Raw genomic sequence first — 21,189 nt, 5'->3', positions numbered from 1 at the left:
CCTTGCAAACCCAGCACCTCCGCGTTACCGGCATTGTTCAAGGCGTCGGTTTCAGACCCTTTGTCTGGCGACTGGCGCAGCAACTCAATCTGAGCGGCTGGGTGCGCAATGATACCCAGGGCGTTGAGATCCTGGCTCAGGGCAGCCCTTTCGCCTTGGCTGAATTGCGAGCGCGCCTGCGCACCGATGCCCCACCGCTGGCACGTGTTGACAGCGTGCAGACGCGGGGCCTGGCGGCAGAGTCCTTCACCGCGTTCAGCATCATCGCCAGCCAATCGGGACAGGCCGCCACCGCGATTGGCCCTGATGTGGCCGTGTGTGCCGATTGCCTTGAGGAACTGTTTGACCCATCCAGCAGGCGCTGGCGCCACGCCTTCATCACCTGCACCCATTGCGGCCCACGTTTTACCGTCACGCGCGCCCTGCCCTACGACCGACCACAGACCAGCATGGCCGCGTTTCCGCTGTGTCCGGACTGCAGTGCTGAATACACTGCCCCCGCCAACCGACGCTTTCACGCCGAGACCACCTGTTGTCTGCAATGCGGACCGCGCCTGAGTTTATCGGATGCACAAGGCCAGACCATCGCCGGCGACCCGATCACGCAAAGCTTGCACCTGCTGCAAAGCGGCGGCATCGTCGCCATCAAGGGCCTCGGCGGCTTTCATCTGGCCTGTGACGCGCGCAACGTTGAAGCGGTGGCGCGGCTGCGCTTGCGCAAGAACCGTGACGCCAAGCCCTTTGCCGTGATGCTGGCCAATGTCGCCAGCCTAGCACCTTTCGCTCACATTCGTCATTGCGAACGCAGTGAAGCAATCCATGACTTCCGCAGCCATGGACTGCCGCGCTACGCTCGCAGTGACGAAGACCCGATGCTGGGCGCGCACGACGAAAGTGAACGCTCGCTGCTGGCAAGTCGCGAGCGTCCCATCGTGCTGCTGCCGGCCACAACGGCTGGTGCGGTCGCCCTGCCCGGTGTCGCCCCGGGCCTGCTGAGCCTGGGCGTGATGCTGCCCACCACGCCGATCCACTACCTGTTGTTCCATGAAGCCGCGGGGCGCCCCACGGGCAGCGCCTGGCTTGTCGAGCCGCAGGCCATGGTGCTGGTGATGACCAGCGCCAACCCGGGCGGTGAGCCCATGGTGCGGGATACACAAGAAGCCCACACCCGCCTGGCTGGCATTGCCGACGCCTTTCTGGACCATGACCGGGAGATCGTGGCGCGCTGCGATGACAGCGTGATTCGCCCCGTGGGCAAGACCTGGCAATTTGTCCGCCGCAGTCGCGGCTACGCACCGGCCGCCATTCGCCTTACCCATGCCGGGCCATCGGTGCTGGCCTTTGGTGCCCACCTCAAGAACACTGTCTGCGTGACCCGGGGCGATGAAGCATTTTTGTCCCCGCACATCGGCGACCTGGACGACGTGGCAAGCTGCGAATTTCTGGATGAAACCGTGCTAGGTCTGTGCGCTCTGCTTGATACCCAACCAGCTTTGGTCGCGCACGACCTGCACCCCGACAGCTACAGCACGCGCGCTGCCTTGGCCTATGCGCAGCAACACGACCTGCCCACCTTGGCGGTGCAGCACCACCATGCCCACTTGGGCGCCGTCTGTGCCGAGCACGGCTGGTACGGCCCGGTGCTGGGTCTGGCGCTGGACGGTGTCGGCCTGGGCACCGATGGCACGGCCTGGGGCGGCGAGCTGCTCAGGGTCGATGGCGCAACGGTCGCGCGCCTGGGCCATCTGCAACCGCTTCCGATGCCCGGCGCTGACAGTGCCGCACGCGCGCCCTGGCGCATGGCGGCTGCGGTGCTACATGAGCTCGGCCGCAATGACGAGATCGTACGCCGCTGTCAGGACCCAGCCGCCAGCACGGTGGCGGCCATGCTGCTGCGCCAGTTCAACTGTCCGCGCACGTCCAGCATGGGCCGCTTGTTCGACGCAGCGGCGGGCCTGCTCGGCATCAGCGCCACCCTGGCTTACGAGGCCCAAGCCGCCATGCTGCTGGAGCAGGCGGCCACAGGTTTTGTCGATACCCATGGCTGGCCCGAACCCCTGCCGGGTGGCTATGCCATCAGCAACGAGGGGCAACTGAATTTATTACCGCTGCTGGCTTCGCTGATCGATGCCGGTGATGCCGCACAGGCCGCCGCCAGCTTCCATGCCACCCTGGTGACCGCCTTGACCGATTGGGTGCTGCGAGCCTCACAATCCACCGGATTGACCACCCTGGCCTGGGGCGGCGGCTGCTTTCTCAATGCCCTGGTGTCCACCCACCTGCGGCAAAATCTGGAACGCCATGGCATCATGGTGCTGGCGCCCCGCATGACTTCGCCGGGCGATGGCAGCATCGCGCTCGGGCAAGCCTGGGTGGCCATGCATTATTTGGAGAAAAACTGATGTGTCTGGCACTTCCGGTCAAGGTGATTGAAGTCGGCTGCGGCCCAGCGGGCGACATGGGCCTGGTCGATCTGGGCGGCGTCAAAAAGAAAATCTCGCTGGCGCTGCTTGACGATGTGCAGGTGGGTGATTACGTGATTTTGCATGCGGGTTACGCCCTGTCCAAACTCGACCCCGAAGAGGCCGAGCGCACGCTGGCCCTGTTTGCCGACATCAGCGCCCCCCCCGTGGCAGCGGCATGAAATACGTCGACGAGTTTCGCGACGGCGAGATTGCCAAAACCCTGGCATACAAAATTGCCCGACTGGCACAGCCCGGGCGCCGCTACAGCTTCATGGAGTTTTGTGGTGGTCATACCCACGCCATATCGCGCTACGGCCTGCCCGATCTGCTTCCGCCCACGGTGCGCATGGTGCACGGCCCCGGTTGCCCGGTGTGTGTGTTGCCGATCGGCCGCATCGACATGGCGATTGAACTGGCCCTGAACCGCGGTGTCATCCTGTGCACTTACGGCGACACCTTGCGTGTGCCAGCCTCCAACCACCTGTCACTGCTCAAGGCCAAGGCACAAGGGGGCGATATCCGCATGGTCTATTCCACGCTGGATGCGCTGCAGATTGCACGCGACAATCCGGGCCGTGACGTGGTGTTTTTTGCGATTGGTTTTGAGACCACCACGCCGCCCACGGCACTGGCGATTCTGCAGGCGGCCCGGGACCAATTGACCAACTTCAGCGTGTTGTGCTGCCATGTGCTCACACCTGCTGCCATCACCCATATTCTTGAATCGCCCGAAGTGCAGCAATGGGGCACGGTGCCGATTGACGGCTTCATCGGCCCCGCCCATGTTTCCACGGTGATCGGCAGCCGGCCCTATGAGCCGTTTGCCACCAATTACAGCAAGCCCGTGGTGATTGCCGGCTTTGAGCCGCTCGATGTGATGCAAGCAATTCTCATGCTGATCGCCCAGGTCAACGACGGCCGCGCCGAGGTCGAAAACGAATTCTCGCGCGCCGTCAGCCGCGACGGCAACAAGAAGGCGCAGGACCGCATGGCCGAGGTGTTCGAGCTGCGCCCTGCGTTCGAGTGGCGAGGGCTCGGCACCGTGCCCGAATCGGCCCTGAAAATCCGCGAAAGCTACGGCAGTTTCGATGCCGAGCGCCGTTTCAAAATGGACTACCGCTCAGTGCCCGACAACAAGGCCTGTGAATGCGGCGCCATTTTGCGCGGTGTCAAACGGCCGCAGGATTGCAAGATTTTTGGCACCGTCTGCACTCCCGAAAACCCGGTGGGCTCCTGCATGGTCAGCAGCGAAGGTGCTTGTGCCGCGCACTACAGTTACGGCCGCTATCAGGACAAGGCGCCATGAGTGGCGTCAAGCGCGGCTACGCGCGCGCACTCGACCTGAAACATGGCCGGGTCGACATGAGCCATGGTGCGGGTGGCCGTGCCATGATGCAACTGATTGCCGAGCTGTTTACCCACCATCTTGGCAATGCTTACCTTGGTCAGGGCAACGACGGCGCCGTGCTGCCCGCACCCGTGCTCAACGGCAAGGTCGCTCGCCTGGTGATGGCCACCGACGGTCATGTAGTGTCTCCGCTGTTCTTCCCCGGGGGCGACATCGGCTGCCTGTCGGTGCACGGCACGCTCAACGACGTGGCCGTGATGGGCGCCACGCCGCTCTACATTGCCGCCGGTTTCATTCTGGAAGAAGGTTTTGCCCTGGCCGACCTGGCGCGCATCGTCGAATCAATGGCCAGCGCGGCCAGGCAAGCGGGGGTACCCGTGGTGACCGGCGACACCAAGGTGGTGGAGCGCGGCAAGGGTGACGGCGTTTTCATCACCACCACCGGCGTTGGTGTCATGCCCGACGGGCTGGACCTGGGCGGCGCCCGCGCGCGGCCAGGTGACGTGGTGCTGGTGTCGGGCACGATGGGCGACCATGGCGTGGCCATCATGAGCCTGCGTGAAAACCTCAGCTTTGAGGCGGCCATTGCATCTGACACCGCCGCGCTGCACGGCCTGATTGCCCAACTGCTGGCCACCGGTGCCGACATCCGCTGCCTGCGCGACCCCACGCGCGGCGGCCTGGCCTCGACCCTCAACGAAATCGCCACGCAGTCGGGCGTGGGCATGGTGCTGCAGGAGAAAGCCATTCCAGTCAAACCGGTGGTGGCTGCCGCCTGCGAATTCCTGGGGCTGGACCCGCTCTATGTGGCCAACGAAGGCAAACTGATCGTGATTTGCACTGCCGCCGATGCGCCAAGCCTGCTGGCCACCCTGCAGGCCCATCCGCTCGGAGCAGACGCGGCCCAGATCGGCACCGTGGTTGCCGACGCACACCACTTTGTGCAACTTCATACCGCTTTTGGTGGCCGGCGCATTGTGGATTGGCTGACCGGGGAGCAGTTGCCGCGCATTTGCTGAACGCAGGGCACGGGCACGCGGTGACTCAAATCGTCAAGTCGTAAATTCGCATGGCATTTTCCCCCCAGAAAGCACGCTGTGCCTGGCTATCAAGACGCGATGCCGCCCAGCGTTGCGCAATGGCGTGAACGCCCTGGTAGTTGGCAGCCATCTGACAGACCGGCCAATCAGAGCCAAACATCAGCCGCTCCGGCCCGAAGGCTTGCAGGGCCACGTCAAAACATTGCTCGATGTGCGCCATGTCGGCCACGCTGGGATCATCCTGATGCTGCCAATCGGTCTGCGTCACCAGCCCCGAGACTTTGCAACTGACATGGGGCAAGCGGGCCAGTTGCTGCAGGTCTTGCGTCCATTGGTGCCTTGCCTCGGGTGCGGTCAGCCAGTCCCTGAGTGCGGGTTTTCCCACATGGTCCAACACCAGCGCATGCTCGTCATGGCGAGTGCAAAAATCAAACACGGTGGGTAACTGATGCGCAAAAACCAACACCTCAAAGACCAGTTGCTGTCGCTGCAAACACGCCACGCCCTGGTTGAAGGCCGGGTTGCTGATGACTCCAGCCAGGTCCGGCTCGTATTGCAAAAAGTGCCGAAAACCCTTGAGTTTTTCCTGACCCTGCCAGCGCGCGAGGTCTGCCTGCAGTGTGGCACTGGTCAAATCGGCCCAACCGATCACCCCCAAAATATGCGGATGATTGGCCGCCAGACCGAGCAAAAAGTCTGTTTCCTCGGGTTCGCACCGTGCCTGCACGGCAATCACCCCCAACACGCCACTGCTGTCCATGCCAGGCCGGCTGTCAGCCGGGCGTTGATGCCGGCGCAGGATGGGCATGTCTTCCGATATCCAAGGGAAAGCCTGCGGTTCAAAGTGCCAGAAATTCTGGTGACTGTCGATTTTCATGGTGGCTATATTGCCGGTCCACGGCCCGACTGGGTATCGGGGTAAACGTGAGGAACGCATAAAAAAAGCCCCAAGCGCCGGCGCGCCATGGGGCTGTCATCAAACCGTCAAGGACGGCTTGTTCAGTCAATTACATGTGGTCGATCATGACCTGGCCAAAGCCAGAGCAGCTCACTTGCGTGGCACCGTCCATCAGGCGGGCAAAGTCGTAGGTGACCTTTTTGCTGGCAATCGAGCGCTCCATCGACTTGATGATGGCGTCTGCGGCCTCGACCCAGCCCATGTGGCGCAACATCATTTCAGCCGACAAAATTTCAGAACCCGGGTTCACATAATCCTTGCCGGCGTACTTGGGCGCTGTGCCATGGGTAGCCTCAAAACAGGCCACCGAGTCGGACAAGTTGGCGCCAGGTGCAATACCAATGCCACCCACCTGCGCGGCCAGGGCGTCCGACACGTAGTCACCGTTCAGGTTCAGCGTGGCAATGACGCTGTACTCGGCCGGGCGCAACAAAATTTGCTGCAAAAAGGCGTCGGCAATGCTGTCCTTGACCGTGATGTCTTTGCCCGTTTTCGGGTTCTTGAACTTGCACCACGGGCCGCCGTCAATCAGCTCCGCACCGAACTCTTTCTGTGCCAGACCGTAGGCCCAGTCACGGAAGCCGCCTTCGGTGAATTTCATGATGTTGCCCTTGTGAACAATCGTCACGCTGGGCTTGTCGTTGTCGATGGCGTACTGGATGGCCTTGCGCACCAGGCGCTCGGTGCCCTCGCGTGACACCGGCTTGATGCCGATGCCAGAAGTGTTGGGGAAGCGGATCTTGGTGACACCCATTTCGTCCTGCAGGAACTTGATGAGCTTTTTCGCCTTGGCAGATTCAGCCTCGAACTCGATCCCGGCATAGATGTCTTCGGAGTTTTCGCGGAAGATCACCATGTTGGTCTTGTGCGGCTCCTTGACCGGGCTGGGCACGCCTTCGAAATATTGAATCGGGCGCAGGCAAACGTATAAATCGAGTTCCTGGCGCAAGGCCACGTTGAGCGAGCGAATGCCGCCACCCACCGGTGTCGTCAGCGGGCCCTTGATGGACACCACGTACTCGCGCAAGGCAGCCAGTGTTTCCTCTGGCAACCAGACGTCTGGGCCGTAAATTTTGGTGGACTTTTCACCGGCATAGACTTCCATCCAGTGGATCTTTTTCTTGCCGGCGTAGGCTTTGGCCACGGCAGCGTCCACCACCTTCATCATCACGGGCGTGATATCGAAACCAGTGCCATCACCTTCGATAAAAGGAATGATGGGCTGGTCGGGCACGTTCAATGAGTAGTCTGCATTGACGGTAATTTTCTGGCCTTCTGAGGGCACCTTGATGTGCTGGTACATGGTCTTGTGTCTCCGGTAGTTGATCAATCTAGGCACAGGCCAGCGAGCAAACCGACCCGTGTTGTTTAGACTTTTTCATTCTAGTCCCATCCAAGCGTCCAACACGGTCAGTCCAGTCAAGCTTGCGATGACAAGCTGCGCAGGGATAGTCAGCGCTATTTTTTGGGTCAAAATCGGGCCATGAACCCTTTCGCCAGCTTTTTTCTGACCTTGGCCCTGCTGTGCTCAGGCACCAGTTTCGCCCAGGACGCACCTCAGCTCGATTTGCCGCGCGTCAGGCTCACCGCAGGCATGTACCTGGTTGACGCCCAGGTGGCAGGCACACCCGCACAACGCAGCACCGGCCTGATGTTTCGCCGGCAAATGCCACACGCTGAGGGCATGCTGTTTGTCTTTGAGCAAGCTGGCCAACAATGCTTCTGGATGAAAAACACCTTGTTGCCCCTGACTGCCGCTTTTGTGGCTGATGACGGCACCATCGTCAACCTGGCCGACATGACACCGCAAAGCAGCGACTCCCATTGCTCGGCCAAGCCGGTGCGTTATGTGCTGGAAATGAACCAGGGCTGGTTTGCCCAAAAAGGCATCAAGGCAGGCTTCAAGCTCAGTGGCCCACCGTTCAAGCCAATCGCAAAAAATGGAACGTCTGCGCCTTGACAAGTGGCTGTGGGCTGCGCGTTTCTACAAGACGCGCAGCCTGGCCTGCGACGAAATTGACAAGGGTCGGGTGCAGGTCAATGGCGTGGTGGCCAAACCGGCGCGTGAACTCAAGGCCGGTGACAGCGTGCAGTTGCGCAACGGGCCCATCAGCCGCACCGTGACCGTGCTGGCCGTCAGCGACAAGCGGGGCCCGGCGCCGCTCGCCGCCCTGCTCTACCAGGAAACCGAAGACTCCATTCGCCAGCGCCAACAAGCAGCCGAGCAGCGCCGGCTGGCACCCGAGCCGGCCCTGAGCCTGAGTCAGGGCCGCCCCACCAAGCGCGACCGGCGCGACACCGAGCAGCTGCGCCAGCATGACTGGGACGAGCGCTGGAGCGCCAGCCTCAAACCCTGAGGTTTGCGGGTCAGACCACTCGCGTAGCGACGTGCTCTGACCCCAACTGATTAGAACTTAATGTTCATGATGGCGGTGTCCTTGACTTCCTCCATCACCACATAGCTGTGCGACTGCGACGGCACCGGGATCTTTTGCAGAATGCTGCTCAGTAACTCACGGTAATCGGGCATCGCATTCAGGCGCGCCTTCACCAGGTAGTCAAAGTTGCCCGACACCAGGTAACACGCCATCACCTCCGGCATGTGCAAAAGCGCCTTGCGGACCTGGTCAAACACATCGCCCGACTTCGTGGTGAGCGTGATTTCAACAAACACCAGCAGCGTTTTCCCCACCGACTTGGGGTCGACCTGGGCGTGGTAGCCGGTGATGACACCGCTGCGCTCCATGCGCCGAACGCGCTCGGCGCAGGGTGAGGTCGAGAGCCCGATCTGCTCACCAAGTTCGGTCATCGAGATGCGACCCTGGCGCTGCAGGATATCGAGGATTTTTCTGTCAATGCGGTCGAGTTCAGCCATTTTTCTGGTTTGGATCGAGTTTTCCAGTTGTAGTTTATATTTTTCGCTGAAATCATAGTTTAAAACAGCGAAATTTACTGCTAATGCTTACATAAACTTCATAAATCAATTGTTCAACATGAGGTTCGCATGAAAGTTGTTGTTTTAGGCGCTGGCGTCATCGGCATTTCAACGGCTTATGCCCTGGCCCGCGCCGGGGCCGAGGTCACAGTGCTGGAACGCCAGCCTGGCGCAGCGCTGGAAACCAGTTTTGCCAATGCGGGCCAGGTTTCGCCCGGCTACTCAACTCCTTGGGCGGCACCCGGCATTCCGCTCAAAGCCCTCAAATGGCTGTTTCAGAAACATGCGCCGCTGGCCTTGCGCGCCGATGGCTCACTGTTCCAGTTGCGCTGGCTGGCGGGCATGCTGGCCAACTGCACGCCGTCGCGTTATGCCATCAACAAGGAACGCATGATGCGCGTGTCGGAGTACAGCCGCGCCTGTTTGCAGCAACTGCGCCTGGACACCGGCATCCAGTACGAGCAGCGCACGGGTGGCACGCTGCAGGTGTTTCGCTCGCAGGCGCAACTTGACGCCGTGACGCGTGACCTGGAGGTGCTGCGCGCCTGCGGAGTGGCGCATGAGGTGTTGGACCGCGCCGGACTGGCCCGCGTGGAGCCCGCGCTGGCCCACACGCAAGACCGGTTGCTCGGCGGCCTCTGGCTGCCCCATGATGAGACCGGTGACTGCTTCATGTTCACCCAACAACTGGCCGAGAAAGCGCGGCAATTGGGCGTGCAGTTCCGCTACGGCGTGGATGTCAAGCAGCTGCTGTCTGACGGCCAGAGCCTGCAGGGCGTGCAATTGGCGGGGCCTGAGGCCGAAGTGGTCAAGGCCGACAAATATGTGCTGGCACTGGGCAGTTACACGCGCCAGCTGTTGCAACCCCTGGGCCTGAGCATTCCGGTGTATCCGGTCAAGGGGTACTCGCTCACGGTGCCTTTGCTGGACGCCAGCCTGGCACCGCAGTCCACCGTGCTGGATGAGACCTACAAGGTGGCCATCACGCGTTTTGACAAGCGCATCCGCGTTGGTGGCATGGCCGAGTTGAGTGGTTTTGACCTGAGCCTGAACCCCAAACGCCGCGCCACCTTAGAGATGGTGACGGCCGACCTGTTCCCCGGCGGCGACCTGCCCAAGGCGGAGTTCTGGACTGGCTTGCGCCCGCAAACGCCCGATGGCACGCCCATCATCGGCGCCACCCGGCAGTACCCCAACCTGTTTTTGAACACCGGCCACGGCACCCTGGGCTGGACCATGGCCAGCGGCTCCGGGCAATTGCTGGCCGATTTGGTTACGGGGCGGCAGCCTGCCATCAGCACGGAAGGTTTGGCGCTGGACCGCTACAGCGCCCCCGCACCGATTCGCAACCTGCCCAAACGGGCGGTCAGCGCCACCGCCTGAGCCTATTTCTCCAGCACATAGGTGCCCGGCGCATCTGCCAGCGCCGGAAATTTTCGGCTGGTGGTGGCATAGGCGGGCACCATGTCACCGGTGCGCGCATGCAGCCAGGCGGTCCAGTCGGGCCACCAGCTACCCTGCTTTTTCTCGGCACGGCTGAGCCAGCGCTCTGAGTCGTCATTGGCCTCGGGATCAGCCACCCAGTAGCTGCGCTTGGGCGGATTCACCGGCGGGTTGACGATGCCCAGAATATGCCCGGAACTTGACCTGACAAAGCGCACCGGGGTTTCGGGGTGGATGTCGCGCCGGATCAGATAACACTGTTGCCAAGGCGCAATATGGTCCTCTTCGGCGGTCACCGCATACAGTGGTTGGGTGATGCGGTTCAGATCGATGGACTCGCCCCCGATGCTGAGTTGGTCACGCTTGACCAGCTTGTTGTGCAGGTACATCTCGCGCAAGTAATAGGAATGCATGGCTTGCGGCATCCGCGTGGTGTCGGTGTTCCAGAACAGCACGTCGAACGGCGGCAGTTTTTCGCCCATCAAATAGCTCTTGACCCAGTAATGCCAGATCAGGCTGTTGGAGCGCAGCAGACGGAAAGAACTCGCCATCTCCCCGCCGTCCAGATAGCCTTTTTTCGCCATCGATTCCTCCAGGGCGCTGATGCAGGCTTCGTCGATGAACACTTCGATCTCGCCGGGATGGGAAAAATCGGTCAGCGAGGTCAGCAGCGTCCAGTGCGCCACCGCCATTCTGTCGTCGCCATAGCGCTTGTTGGCCCAGGCCATGTAGGTGGCAGCCAGTGTGCCACCAATGCAATAACCCACCAGGTGCACTTGCGGCACCTTGCAAAATTCGGTGGTGGCGTTGACCATGGCCTCGACGCCTTCCAGCAAATAATCGTCAAGCCGCACTTCAGACATGTCCGCGGTCGGGTTCTTCCAGCTGCTGATGAATACCGAAAAGCCCTGGTCAGTCAGGTGCTTGACCATGCTCTTTTGCGCGGTCAGGTCCAGAATGTAAAACTTGTTGATCCAGGGTGTGACGATCAGGATGGGCATGGCGCGCACCTGCTTCGTGGTGGGCGCGTAGTGGATCAATTCGACCAGCCGATTGCGAAAGATCACCTTGCCCGCGGTGGTGGCCAGGTCCTTGCCCACGGCAAAGGCATCGGGCTCGACCATCTGGATGTTTTTGGCCGCCGCATCGCGCATGAAATTGTTCAACCCTGCCTGCAGGCTCGCCCCTTTGGTTTCGATGGCGCGGGCCATAGCCTGCGGATTGAGCCAGAAGAAATTGGTGGGCGACACCCGGTTGAGCCAGTTGCGTTGCCAGAACGCGGCCTGACGGCGCGCGTGACCTGACAAGCCGGGCGTTTCCAGACAAATTTTTTGCAGCCGGTTGGAAAATGTCAGGTACCACTCTTTGTAGATGTCCCAGATCGCGGACTCGGTCCAGATGGGGTCGGCAAAGCGGGCGTCTTCAGGGTTTTGTTCGAACACTTCGTGGGTAGGCATGCCAAGCATGCGACGCAGCGCATGGTCATACAGGGCGATCCAGTCCGAGGACAAGTCGTCCACGGCTTTGAGAAATTCCTGCGGGTGCATCATCAAGGCCACCTGGGCATTGATCTGAGAGGAGATGATGCCGAAAGGATCAGCCTGCTTGTTGATGGCGCGAATGGCGGATTCGAGGCCAGCCATGCTTTCAGGCCCGTCCCGGTGTGCGGTGTGATGATTTGACATGATGGATCACCTCAGTTTTGATGGCCAACATGCTACACCGCAAGCCCAAAGAAAGAATCCCACCTGGATCAATAGATGGGGGAAATTCCGGCACAACCGGGTCTCCCGCCAGACGGCATGGGAACGGCAAGACGACTATTTTTGATTTCAGTCAAAGATCTCGCTGAGCCATGACTTTTTGCGACCGTGCTGGTAGCGCTGGCGGTCGCGGAAATCCGAATCTTCAAAGTCGGGTTGTTGCCGACTCCGTGGGGGCGCTGCAGCAGCTGATGTCGCGGGCAGCGGTGCGGTGGCGGCCCGGTCCAGCAGTTTGTCGAGTTCTCCGCGGTCCAGCCAGATGCCACGGCAGGCGGGGCAGTAGTCAATTTCGACACCCTGACGATCACTCATGACCAGGGTGGTGTCGGGGCAGCTTGGGCATTTCATGGTTTTCTCCTAAAGGTTGCAGATGATTTGACGATAGCAGTGGGAACGATCTTAAAAAAGCAGATAATTTTTAACCGATACTCTTAAAAAACAAGACCATGAGCAAACCCTTCAATTACAAACACCTGTACTACTTCTGGGTTGTGGCCAAAGAAGGTGGCATTTCACGGGCTGCCGACAAGTTGGACATGGCGGTGCAAACCGTCAGCGCCCAAGTGCGCGAACTGGAGCGTTCGCTCGGCTTCGCGCTGCTCAAACCGGCTGGGCGGGGCCTGGTATTGACCGACGCGGGCCTGGCCGCCATGCAACAGGCGGACCAGATTTTTCAGCTTGGCGAAGACCTGCCGGCCAGGGTGCGCGACGCTGTCAGCGCGCCCACGGTGCGCCTGGCCGTGGGCATCTCCGACGGCTTGCCCAAGCTGGTGGTGCATCGACTGTTAGGGCCGGTGATCCCCGAGCCCCATTTGCGCCTGTTGTGCAATGAGGGCGAGTTTGACGAGTTGCTGGGGGATCTGGCCCTGCATCGATTGGACGTCGTGTTATCAGACCGCCCCGCACCCACCAACCCCAACATCAAGCTCTACAGCCATGGCATGGGGTCCTCCGCGATCGCCTGGTATGGCACGGCGAACATGGTGGCAGCCGCAGGCAAAAACTTTCCCCAAAGCCTGGCCGATGTGCCTATGCTGCTGCCCACTGCACACACGGCGGTCCGAGCGCGCCTGGACCACTGGTTTGAGCAGCGCGCGATCCGGCCGCGCGTGGTGGGCGAGTTTGAAGACAGCGCTTTGCTCAAGACTTTTGGCGCCAGCGGCATGGGGATCTTCCCGGCCGCCGAGTGGGTTCACGAAGATTTGCTGGCCCATTACGCAGTGCAGCGTTTGGGTGCTTGCGAGGGGGTGGTCGAACATTTCTTTGCCATCGGCACTGAGAAGAAAGTGCAACACCCGCTGGTGCAGCGTTTGCTGGAGGCAGCGCTTTAACGGAATTTCTGGCGTGAAGATCTAGGCAATAGAAATGAGATAGCCGGTGTAGGTCGCATAAGCGGCAATAAAGACCCAGCCCTCCCAGCGCTGCAGTTTGGCGCCCGTGCGAGCAAAGTAAACGAGCAAGCCTGTCGCCACCAGCATCACCCAAATGTCAAAAGCCGCAATCTGGCGAGGCATCTCGATCGGGTGGACGATGGCTGTAGTGCCCAGAATAAAAAGCACGTTGAAGATATTCGAGCCCACGATGTTGCCGTAAGCCACATCGGCATGCTTGCGCAGCGCCGCCATCACGGAGGTCACCAACTCGGGCATCGAGGTACCCACGGCCACAATGGTCAGCCCGATGATCGTGTCCGATATCCCCAGGCCTTTGGCCAGGCCAATCGAGCCGTCCACCAGAAAGCGCGCACCAAAAATAGTGATCGCAATGCCAGCCACTGCCATGGTCAACGAGAGCGCCATCTTGCCCGGCCCTTTACGCGCATCCTCCGCGCGGTGCTCGGCCACCAGGGCCGCCTCGTCCGGCGCGCGTTTCTCCTGCACAGCCACAAACACAATATAGACCAACAAGATCGCAATGAAGGCCGCGCCCATCAGCATGTCCATGCGTCCGTAAAGCACCACACCCAGGCAAGCCAGCGCCGCCGCCGTCATCATGAGGGCGTCGCGCTGGAAGCCCTTCGGGTTGACGGCCATCGGGTAAATCACCGCGGACAGCCCCAGAATGAACAAGATGTTGGCAATGTTCGAGCCCACCACATTGCCCACCGCAATGCCCGGCGAGCCGTTGAGTGCGGCCGTCACACTCGTCACCAACTCCGGCGTCGAGGTGCCGAACCCGACCAGCGTGAGCCCGATCAGCAGCGGCGACACGCCCATTGACTTCGCCGACGCCACCGCACCGCGCACCAGCAGTTCCCCGCCCAACAACAGCATCGTCAAGCCCAACGCGATGGTCATCCAGACATCCATCGGCCTTATCTCCAGATCGGGCAGCTCACGCGACGATTCACTCCTTGATTCGCACAGGGGTCGTGCGCAGGCTCAGCAGCATGGTAAAGGCCAAAATGCCCGCGACCACCCCCAGCGACACATGCACCGGGATTTTGTACACATCGATCAAGGACATCTTGGTACCGATGAACACCAGAATAACCGCAAGGCCATAGTTGAGCAAGTGAAACTTGTTGGCCACCGCGGCCAGCAAAAAGTACATGGCACGCAAGCCCAGAATGGCAAAGACGTTGCTGGTCAGCACGATGAACGGGTCCTTGGTGATGGCAAAGATGGCGGGGATGGAGTCCACCGCAAAAATCACATCGGTGAGCGCAATCAGACAAATCACCATGAACAGCGGTGTGGCAATGCGTTTGCCGTTTTCGACCGTCCAGAACTTCTCGCCGTCATAATGCTTGCTGACCGGCAGCAGCTTGCGCAGCAACTTCAAAGCGGGGTTGTCGTTCAGGTCAGGCTCTTTGCCGGCGGCCCACCACATCTTGATGCCAGTCAGGATCAGGAACGCTCCGAACACATACAAGATCCAGTGGAACTCAGCCAACAACCAGCCCCCCACCAGAATCATGATGGTGCGCAACACAATGGCGCCGATGATGCCGATCATCAGCACCCGTTTCTGGAAATGCGTCGGTACCGCAAAGTAAGTGAAGATCAACAGAAAGACAAAAATGTTGTCCACGGCCAGTGATTTCTCAATCAGGTAACCGGTCAGGAATTCAAGCGATTTGGTGTTGGCCATCTCGGTCGAGCCGGTGGCGTCCCTGACTGCCCACCAAAAAAGTCCGTTGAACAAGAAGCTAAGCGAAATCCAGACCAGCGACCAGTTCAGCGCCTCCTTGACACCGATGTCATGCGAGCCCTGCTTTTTGAGCACGACAAAGTCAACGAACAGCGACACCAGCACGATGCCGCCGAAGGTGACCCACAACCATAGCGGGGCAATTGTTTCCATAACGTCCTTTCGAATTGATGTCGAAGTTTATCGAGATATCAACATGTTTATTCTGAAAAAACAATAGGAATAGTTCGCAAAAAAAGGAATGTCGTGGCGAATTGGTTGTTACGCACGAACCTGACGGCACACGAGAAAGGCATCTGAAGCCTGGGTAAAAAACGACCGACTGAAGCGCTTTGATCCTGATGGCCTGCGCACTGTTTGGCATCGACGCCAATGCCGCCATGCAGGTGGTGGCGATCGGCTTCGTCATGCGACGCCGTCATGCCGCTGTGCTGCACATCAGCCCGGACATAAAAAAACCCCAAGTAAATCAATCACTTGGGGTTTAGTACTGGCGGAAACGGAGGGATTCGAACCCTCGATGAGGCTCTACACCCCATACTCCCTTAGCAGGGGAGCACCTTCGGCCACTCGGTCACGTTTCCTGAAAATCAGAGCCGCGATTATGTCACGACTTCAAGGCTTTTTTCAGGCTGGCGCCTGATCCAGGCCAAAAGCTTTGTGCAGTGCCTTCACGGCGAGTTCCATATACTTCTCGTCAATCACCACCGAAGTCTTGATCTCGCTGGTGGAAATCATCTGGATGTTGATGCCTTCTTCGCTCAAGACGCGGAACATGGTGCTGGCCACACCCACATGGCTGCGCATGCCGATGCCGACGATCGACACCTTGCAAATCTTGGTGTCGCCCACCACCTCTTGCGCACCCAGTTTGGGCAGCACCACGTTTTTCAGCAAGTCCATGGCCTTGGCGTAGTCGCCGTGGTTCACGGTGAAGCTGAAGTCGGTCTTGCCATCCTTGCTGATGTTCTGGATGATCATGTCGACTTCGATGTTGGCGTCGGCCACAGCACCCAGGATCTGGTAGGCAATACCGGGCTTGTCGGGCACGCCCAGCACAGAAATTTTGGTCTCGTCGCGGGTAAATGCGATGCCTGAAACGATGGCTTGCTCCATGTTTTCGTCTTCCTCAAAAGTGATCAGGGTGCCAGATTTGGCTTCTTCATTGATGTCGATGTCCCACGGCGTGAAGCTCGACAGCACACGCAATTTGACTTTGTACTTGCCGGCAAATTCCACCGAGCGAATCTGCAGCACCTTGGAGCCCAGCGAGGCCATCTCCAGCATTTCCTCGAAGCTGACGGTGTGCAGGCGGCGCGCGTCGGGCACCACGCGCGGGTCGGTGGTGTAGACGCCGTCGACGTCGGTGTAGATCAGGCATTCGTCGGCCTTCATGGCCGCTGCCACAGCTACCGCCGAGGTGTCGGAACCGCCGCGGCCCAGCGTGGTGATGTTGCCTGCTTCGTCCAGGCCCTGGAAACCGGTCACGATGACGACCCGGCCAGCATCCAGGTCGGCGCGCACGCGTTTGTCGTCAATCGATTCGATGCGGGCCTTGGTGTAGGCGCTGTTGGTGCGAATGGGCACCTGCCAACCGGCATAGCTCACCGATTCCAGGCCCTGGGCCTGCAGCGCGATGGCCAGCAAGGCACTGGAGGCCTGCTCGCCAGTGGCGGCCAGCATGTCGAGTTCACGGTTGTAGGCATCGTTCAATTTGGCAGGTGCCAGCTCTTTGGCCAGGGCCAGCAAACGATTGGTTTCGCCGCTCATGGCGCTGGGCACCACCACCATCTGGTGGCCGGCACGCGCCCATTTGGCAACGCGTTTGGCGACATTGCTGATGCGCTCGGTTGAGCCCATCGAGGTGCCGCCGTATTTGTGAACAATCAAGGACATGAAGGGTTTGAAGAGGGTTGCAAAGGATGGGGATTGTACCAATCGAGGACTTTCCCCCGCCTGACACAAAAGCCCTGACCCACTTTCAGGTGGATCTGATGACCCCGGGTGCGGCAAGCCGCAATCTGGGCCGTCAGGGCTTCCAACTGCGCGCTGGTTGGTGTCGCTTGGTGCGCGCTCAGCAACCAATGGCGCAACAGATTGGCCAGCCGCGCGGGACTCAGCGCCTGCAAGGCCTTGACGTCGGGCGGCACGCCCACGCGCGCCAGGTCTTCAGCCGCCACCTCCTGCAACAGCACCTGGGCCTGAGCGGCATGCCGGCTGCTGCGGGTGAAGGTGTCGCGAAACTGCGGAAAACAGGCTTGCAACACAGGTAACACGCGGGCGCGAATGCGGTTGCGGGTAAACCGCTCATCGACGTTGCTGGGGTCTTCAATGAACCGAGCGCCCTCGGTCTGCAGCCAGTCCCGAATGGCGATGCCGCTGACCTGCAGCAAGGGCCGGCAATAAGTCAGCCCGCCACGCTGCCACTGCGCGGCCATGGCGCTCAGGCCCGGCAGGCCGGCACCCCGGCTCAGCGCCAGCAGCAGGGTTTCGACCTGGTCGTCGGCGTGCTGCGCTATGGCGATGGTTTGAATGGCGAGCTGCCCATGCAGGGCCAGCGCATCAATGGCCTGGTAGCGGGCGTGGCGCGCCGCCGCTTCCGGGCTTTGCCCCGGGGCGTGGCGGGCATCGACTTTTTGCACCACCAACGGCACATTCAGGTCGGCACAAAAGCTGCGGCAATGGCGCTCGAAGTCGTCACCCGCCGCCTGCAAACCATGGTGTACATGGACGGCAGTCACCTGCCCCGGCCATTGGCGTGCGCAAGCCAACAGCAGCGCCGTGGAATCTGCGCCGCCGCTGTAGGCCACGGCCAAGGGCAACGCTGGCGCAAAGTCTGCAATGGCCTGCTCAAACGAGCGTGTCATGGCATGACGGCGATTTACTTGCCCGTGTTTTTGGTGTCGGTGAAACGGCCATAACTCTGCAGACGCTCGTAGCGCCGCGCCAGCAGTTCGTCGACCTTGAGGTCGCTGACCTGGCGATACGCATCGGTCAACGCGCGCTTGAGGAAAGCCGCCATTTGCCGGGGGTCGCGGTGCGCACCACCGACCGGTTCGTTGACTATCTTGTCGATCACACCCAGGGCCTTGAGGCGGTGCGCGGTAATGCCCAGCGCGTCAGCCGCTTCTTGGGCCTTTTCGGAGGTTTTCCACAAAATGGAAGCACAACCTTCGGGGCTGATCACCGAGTAAATCGAATATTGCAGCATCAGCACCTGATCGCCCACCGAGATCGCCAGCGCGCCACCGGAGCCGCCTTCGCCAATGATGGTGACGATCACCGGCACTTCCAGCTGCGCCATCTCGAAGATGTTGCGGCCAATGGCCTCGGACTGGCCACGCTCTTCGGCATCAATGCCCGGGTAGGCGCCCGGTGTGTCGACAAAAGTGAACACCGGAAGCTTGAACTTTTCAGCGGTTTTCATGAGCCGCAAGGCCTTGCGGTAACCCTCGGGCTTGCTCATGCCAAAGTTGCGAGTGGCGCGCTCGCGGGTGTCGCGCCCTTTTTGCTGGCCAATCACCATGCACGGTGTGCCATTGAAACGGGCCAGCCCCCCCACGATGCTGAGGTCGTCCGAAAAATGGCGGTCGCCGTGCAGTTCGACAAAATGGGTGAACAGTTCGTTCACGTAGTCCATGGTGTACGGGCGCTCGGCATGGCGGGCAATTTTGGTAATTTGCCAAGGTGTCAGGTCACTGTAAATGTCTTTGGTGAGCTGCTGGCTTTTTTTGGCCAGTTGGGTGATTTCAGCCGAAATATCCACCGCCGACTCGGTCTGCACATAGCGCAGCTCTTCAATCTTGTTTTCCAGCTCGGCAATCGGGTTCTCGAAATCGAGGAAAGTTTTTTTAGCCACAACAACTCCATCTCATCAATTCAAAACAAGTCTAACCCGCAAGGTTGACATCCAACATCCGACGATCGGATGGGGTCAAAGCTAAAGATCTGACCCACAAGGTCGACATCCAACAATCAGTTGGGGTCAGAGCTAAAGATCTGACCCACAAGGTTTCAGTATTCAACCGGCACCGGATCCAACGAGCGCCAAATATACCAAGTTGCCACGGTCCGGTAAGGAGCCCAGGCGAGCGCCACCTCGCGCGCATCGCTGCGGCTGACCACTTCGCCTGAAAAATAGCTTTTGCTGATGCCGTTGATCAGGCCCACATCGTCCAGCGGCAGCACGTTGGGGCGCATCAAATGAAAGATCAGGAACATCTCGGCGGTCCAGCGGCCTATGCCGCGAATGGCCACCAGCTCGTCAATGATGGCCTCGTCGTCCATGGCCACCCAATCCTCCACATGCACCAAGCCATTGTCAAAGTGCAGCGCCAGGTCCACCAGGTATTCCACCTTGCGGGCGCTCAAACCGGCCGCCCGCATGTCGTCAATCTTGAGCCGGAGCACCTGCGCCGGTGTCATCTGCTGCGGCAATTTCGCAAAGCGGTCCCACACGGTTTGGGCCGCCTTGACCGAGATCTGCTGACCCACCACGCTGCGGGCCAGGGTGGCAAAGGCATCGCCCCGGCTTTGCAGGCAGGTCTGACCAAACTGTGGGATCAGCCGCTTCATGACGCGGTCTTTCTTCATCAGATGCTTGCAGGCATCTTCCCAATACGCCGGCGTCGCGATACTCATACTGTCTGTCGCACCCATCACGTCATTGATCTCATTTGGCGGCTTCCCAGGTGGTGCCGCTGGCGCTGTCCTTGAGCACGATACCTTGCACCAGCAACTCCTGGCGAATACGGTCAGCCTCGGCAAAGTTTTTGGTGGCCTTGGCAGCCGCGCGCTCGGCAATGCGCTGGGCAATGTCGGTGTCGCGGACCGCCGTGCCCGACTGCAGGTAGCTTTGCGGGTTTTGCTGCAACAGCCCCAGGCAGCCGCCCAGCGCCTTCAGCAAACCGGCCAACGCGCCCGAGCGGGTGCGGTTGACCTCACTGGCCAGATCAAACAGCACGGCCACCGCTTCCGGCGTGCCGAAGTCGTCGTCCATGGCGGCCTTGAAGCGCGCCGCAAACGGGTCGCTCCAGTCGATCGTGACCGCCTCGGGCGGCACCAGCGCCAACGCGGTGTACAAGCGCTTGAGCGACTGGCGGGCATCTTCGAGGTGCACATCGCTGTAGTTCAAGGCACTGCGGTAGTGTGCGCGGATGATGAAGAAGCGCAGCGTCTCGGCGTCAAAGCGGGCCAGGATTTCGCGAATGGTGAAGAAATTGCCCAGACTCTTGGACATTTTCTCGTTGTCACGCGTGACAAATCCGTTGTGCATCCAGAAACGCGCCAGCGGCTGCCCGTTGGCGCCTTCACTTTGGGCAATTTCGTTTTCGTGGTGAGGAAACTGCAGGTCGGCACCGCCACCATGGATGTCCACCGTCTGGCCCAGCAATTCGCCACACATGGCCGAACACTCGATGTGCCAGCCCGGGCGACCAACACCGTAAACGCTGTCCCATTTGGCGTCGGCAGGTTCACTGGGTTTGGCCGATTTCCACAGCACAAAGTCCAGCGGGTCGGTCTTGCCATCCACCACAGCCACGCGCTCACCGGCACGCAACTCGTCGAGCGATTTGCCACTGAGCTTGCCGTAGCCATCAAATTTGCGCACCGCAAAGTTCACGTCGCCGTCACCGCTCTGGTAGGCCAGTCCCTTGTCCTGCAACTGGCTGATGAGCTTGAGCATGGAAGGCACGTAGTCGGTGGCACGCGGCTCGTGGGTGGGCCGCTCAATTCCCAAGGCGTCGGCGTCCTGGTGCAGTGCGTCCACCATGCGGTCGGTGAGGGCGCGGATGGTTTCACCGTTTTCCAACGCACGTTTGATGATTTTGTCGTCAATATCCGTGACGTTGCGGACGTAGTGCACCTGGTAGCCACTGCTTTTAAGCCAGCGCTGCACCAAATCAAAGGCCACCATGGCCCGCGCGTGGCCGAGGTGGCACAGGTCGTACACGGTCATGCCGCACACGTACATGCGAACGTGGCCGGGCTGCAAAGGCTTAAAGGGTTCAAGATCACGCGACAGCGTGTTGTAAATGCGCAAACTCATGAGTATTTCAAATTCGGTGTGAAGGGCAAAACTGC

At 60.3% G+C, this 21,189-nt stretch carries 21 protein-coding genes and 1 tRNA gene; 9 read left to right on the top strand and 13 right to left on the bottom strand.

The annotated features are described in order from the left end of the window. Nucleotides 1-2 precede the first annotated feature (2 nt). Genes Q7U49_RS06425 through hypE form a run of 4 tightly spaced genes read left to right on the top strand, consistent with a single transcriptional unit; the run spans nucleotide 3 to nucleotide 4,832 of the window. Nucleotides 3-2,402, top strand: coding sequence for a carbamoyltransferase HypF (locus Q7U49_RS06425; RefSeq protein ID WP_304763268.1), 2,400 nt, complete (start codon nucleotides 3-5; stop codon nucleotides 2,400-2,402). Continuing rightward, a complete protein-coding gene (locus Q7U49_RS06420) occupies nucleotides 2,402-2,644 on the top strand; it encodes a HypC/HybG/HupF family hydrogenase formation chaperone (RefSeq protein ID WP_304763267.1) in 243 nt (80 codons plus the stop codon). The genes Q7U49_RS06425 and Q7U49_RS06420 overlap by 1 nt, the downstream gene beginning before the upstream one ends. Beyond that, complete coding sequence (hypD, locus tag Q7U49_RS06415) at nucleotides 2,641-3,771, top strand: hydrogenase formation protein HypD (RefSeq protein ID WP_304763265.1); 1,131 nt, start codon at nucleotides 2,641-2,643, stop codon at nucleotides 3,769-3,771. Before Q7U49_RS06420 ends, hypD begins: the two co-directional genes overlap by 4 nt. Continuing rightward, nucleotides 3,768-4,832, top strand: a complete 1,065-nt coding sequence (gene hypE, locus Q7U49_RS06410; RefSeq protein WP_304763264.1) for a hydrogenase expression/formation protein HypE — start codon at nucleotides 3,768-3,770, stop codon at nucleotides 4,830-4,832. The genes hypD and hypE overlap by 4 nt, the downstream gene beginning before the upstream one ends. A 25-nt stretch (nucleotides 4,833-4,857) precedes the next feature. Here hypE and Q7U49_RS06405 read toward each other — a convergent pair whose 3' ends face one another. Then, entirely contained in the window at nucleotides 4,858-5,730 is an 873-nt protein-coding gene (locus Q7U49_RS06405) for an amidohydrolase (protein ID WP_304763262.1), read from the bottom strand. Between the two features lie 130 nt (nucleotides 5,731-5,860). Beyond that, a complete protein-coding gene (gene icd, locus Q7U49_RS06400; protein ID WP_304763260.1) occupies nucleotides 5,861-7,114 on the bottom strand; it encodes an NADP-dependent isocitrate dehydrogenase in 1,254 nt (417 codons plus the stop codon). A gap of 180 nt (nucleotides 7,115-7,294) precedes the next feature. Between icd and Q7U49_RS06395 the strand changes: the two genes are divergently transcribed. After that, on the top strand, nucleotides 7,295-7,771 hold the full coding sequence (locus Q7U49_RS06395; protein ID WP_304763258.1) for a DUF192 domain-containing protein: 477 nt from the start codon (nucleotides 7,295-7,297) through the stop codon (nucleotides 7,769-7,771). After that, on the top strand, nucleotides 7,752-8,168 hold the full coding sequence (locus tag Q7U49_RS06390) for an RNA-binding S4 domain-containing protein (RefSeq protein WP_304763257.1): 417 nt from the start codon (nucleotides 7,752-7,754) through the stop codon (nucleotides 8,166-8,168). The genes Q7U49_RS06395 and Q7U49_RS06390 overlap by 20 nt, the downstream gene beginning before the upstream one ends. A gap of 50 nt (nucleotides 8,169-8,218) precedes the next feature. Here Q7U49_RS06390 and Q7U49_RS06385 read toward each other — a convergent pair whose 3' ends face one another. Then, nucleotides 8,219-8,686, bottom strand: coding sequence for an AsnC family transcriptional regulator (locus Q7U49_RS06385; protein ID WP_304763255.1), 468 nt, complete (start codon nucleotides 8,684-8,686; stop codon nucleotides 8,219-8,221). 129 nt (nucleotides 8,687-8,815) lie between these two features. On the opposite strand from Q7U49_RS06385, the gene Q7U49_RS06380 reads away from it, so the two are divergent. Further along, nucleotides 8,816-10,129: a D-amino acid dehydrogenase gene (locus Q7U49_RS06380; protein ID WP_304763253.1), complete on the top strand. Its 1,314-nt coding sequence runs from the start codon at nucleotides 8,816-8,818 to the stop codon at nucleotides 10,127-10,129. 2 nt (nucleotides 10,130-10,131) lie between these two features. Here the strand turns inward: Q7U49_RS06380 and Q7U49_RS06375 are convergent, their stop codons facing one another. Next, the gene (locus Q7U49_RS06375) at nucleotides 10,132-11,874 is read right to left on the bottom strand and encodes an alpha/beta hydrolase (RefSeq protein WP_304763251.1); all 1,743 of its coding nucleotides are present in this window, start codon (nucleotides 11,872-11,874) and stop codon (nucleotides 10,132-10,134) included. 147 nt (nucleotides 11,875-12,021) lie between these two features. Next, nucleotides 12,022-12,300 carry a zf-TFIIB domain-containing protein gene (locus Q7U49_RS06370; protein ID WP_304763250.1) on the bottom strand — a complete coding sequence of 93 codons (279 nt, stop codon included), beginning with the start codon at nucleotides 12,298-12,300 and terminating at the stop codon, nucleotides 12,022-12,024. 98 nt (nucleotides 12,301-12,398) lie between these two features. Here Q7U49_RS06370 and Q7U49_RS06365 point away from each other — a divergent pair, with 98 nt between their 5' ends. Continuing rightward, nucleotides 12,399-13,283 carry a LysR family transcriptional regulator gene (locus tag Q7U49_RS06365; RefSeq protein WP_304763248.1) on the top strand — a complete coding sequence of 295 codons (885 nt, stop codon included), beginning with the start codon at nucleotides 12,399-12,401 and terminating at the stop codon, nucleotides 13,281-13,283. 21 nt (nucleotides 13,284-13,304) lie between these two features. On the opposite strand, the gene Q7U49_RS06360 is transcribed toward Q7U49_RS06365, so the two are convergent. Both Q7U49_RS06360 and Q7U49_RS06355 read right to left on the bottom strand, forming a co-directional pair. Next, nucleotides 13,305-14,261: a calcium/sodium antiporter gene (locus tag Q7U49_RS06360; RefSeq protein WP_304763247.1), complete on the bottom strand. Its 957-nt coding sequence runs from the start codon at nucleotides 14,259-14,261 to the stop codon at nucleotides 13,305-13,307. A 37-nt stretch (nucleotides 14,262-14,298) separates the two neighbouring features. Next, nucleotides 14,299-15,258, bottom strand: coding sequence for a TerC family protein (locus tag Q7U49_RS06355; RefSeq protein WP_304763245.1), 960 nt, complete (start codon nucleotides 15,256-15,258; stop codon nucleotides 14,299-14,301). Nucleotides 15,259-15,446: 188 nt separating this feature from the next. Here Q7U49_RS06355 and Q7U49_RS06350 point away from each other — a divergent pair, with 188 nt between their 5' ends. Continuing rightward, complete coding sequence (locus Q7U49_RS06350; RefSeq protein ID WP_304763243.1) at nucleotides 15,447-15,593, top strand: hypothetical protein; 147 nt, start codon at nucleotides 15,447-15,449, stop codon at nucleotides 15,591-15,593. A 3-nt stretch (nucleotides 15,594-15,596) separates the two neighbouring features. On the opposite strand, the gene Q7U49_RS06345 is transcribed toward Q7U49_RS06350, so the two are convergent. The 6 genes from Q7U49_RS06345 to cysS form a co-directional block, all read right to left on the bottom strand. Then, nucleotides 15,597-15,689 (bottom strand) — tRNA-Ser (locus Q7U49_RS06345). 43 nt (nucleotides 15,690-15,732) lie between these two features. Further along, the gene (locus tag Q7U49_RS06340) at nucleotides 15,733-17,001 is read right to left on the bottom strand and encodes an aspartate kinase (protein WP_304763241.1); all 1,269 of its coding nucleotides are present in this window, start codon (nucleotides 16,999-17,001) and stop codon (nucleotides 15,733-15,735) included. Beyond that, entirely contained in the window at nucleotides 16,992-17,972 is a 981-nt protein-coding gene (gene tilS / locus Q7U49_RS06335; RefSeq protein WP_304763240.1) for a tRNA lysidine(34) synthetase TilS, read from the bottom strand. Before tilS ends, Q7U49_RS06340 begins: the two co-directional genes overlap by 10 nt. Before the next feature lie 14 nt (nucleotides 17,973-17,986). Next, nucleotides 17,987-18,964, bottom strand: coding sequence for an acetyl-CoA carboxylase carboxyltransferase subunit alpha (locus tag Q7U49_RS06330; RefSeq protein ID WP_304763238.1), 978 nt, complete (start codon nucleotides 18,962-18,964; stop codon nucleotides 17,987-17,989). Between the two features lie 155 nt (nucleotides 18,965-19,119). Then, nucleotides 19,120-19,764, bottom strand: a complete 645-nt coding sequence (locus Q7U49_RS06325; RefSeq protein ID WP_304763237.1) for a DNA-3-methyladenine glycosylase — start codon at nucleotides 19,762-19,764, stop codon at nucleotides 19,120-19,122. A gap of 13 nt (nucleotides 19,765-19,777) precedes the next feature. Next, entirely contained in the window at nucleotides 19,778-21,154 is a 1,377-nt protein-coding gene (gene cysS, locus Q7U49_RS06320) for a cysteine--tRNA ligase (protein WP_304763235.1), read from the bottom strand. Nucleotides 21,155-21,189: the final 35 nt, after the last annotated feature.

The organism is Rhodoferax sp. (genome assembly GCF_030653815.1).
Classification (GTDB): domain Bacteria; phylum Pseudomonadota; class Gammaproteobacteria; order Burkholderiales; family Burkholderiaceae_C; genus Rhodoferax.
This window is presented reverse-complemented; position numbering and strand designations above follow the sequence as displayed.